This is a genomic window from Haloferax sp. s1, from assembly GCF_058382125.1.
In genome coordinates this window covers 1-696 of the sequence record NZ_JBZRPK010000045.1, presented here as the reverse complement: position 1 = coordinate 696, position 696 = coordinate 1, and the positions used below count along the sequence as shown (strand labels likewise).

The window sequence follows — 696 nt, the reverse complement described above, 5'->3', positions numbered from 1 at the left end:
CCCCAACTCCACTCGTACAACTACCCCAACTCCACTCGTACAACTACCCCAACTCCACTCGTACAACTACTCCTGCCCCACGTCGTACTCCTTTTTCCACGCTTCGACGGTGTCGCGGGCTACGTCTTCGTCGTCGAACCGTTCGCCTTCGTAGCCGCGTCCTTCCGGGGACTGGTGGAGTCTGTCGAATCTGACGTGCCACGCGCCCGGGCCGCGACGGAGCCGAATCGTCGCGTTGCCGTCGCTTCGTTCCCACTCGACGATGCGGTCGTCGCGGCGGACTTCCGTCCAGCTCATATCGGCCGAAGGCGTTCCGAGCCGAAGTGTCTACCCATCCGCAAGGGTTGGGACCTCAGCCAGCGTCGAGGGTGCTGGCCTCGTCTCTGCCCCGCAGGAAGGACAGACTGCGTACCCAAGACGGTCGTACGGAATCTTCGGTGACGGCCGTTCGAGCCCACATTCCTCACACGTGAAGTATGACACCCATTCGAAGGCCATACTCACAACATGTTTGTCAAGATATTAATTATTCACTGCTTAGTTACAGAGCGGTAGCTTACCGGTGTGATTATTCGCACGCCCTCCGACGGACAGACGATGACAGTCGAGAACCCACGCCGGGCGCTTGGGGTGGTCTTTTTCATCGTCTTTATCGACCTCCTCGGATTCGGCATCCTCATCCCCGTAATCCCGCTC

General features: G+C 59.1%; 1 protein-coding gene. It reads right to left on the bottom strand.

Going from position 1 to position 696, the window contains the following annotated elements; all coding sequences use genetic code 11:
• Positions 1 to 66: 66 nt before the first annotated feature.
• Positions 67 to 297 (bottom strand): DUF7543 family protein, encoded by a 231-nt coding sequence (locus tag QT222_RS00255; protein WP_491475925.1) that lies wholly within the window; start codon positions 295 to 297, stop codon positions 67 to 69.
• Positions 298 to 696 lie beyond the last annotated feature (399 nt).

Bases quoted from the DNA above. Each gene is read 5' to 3' on its own strand.
- QT222_RS00255 (WP_491475925.1), bottom strand. From the start codon at position 297: ATGAGCTGGACGGAAGTCCGCCGCGACGACCGCATCGTCGAGTGGGAA.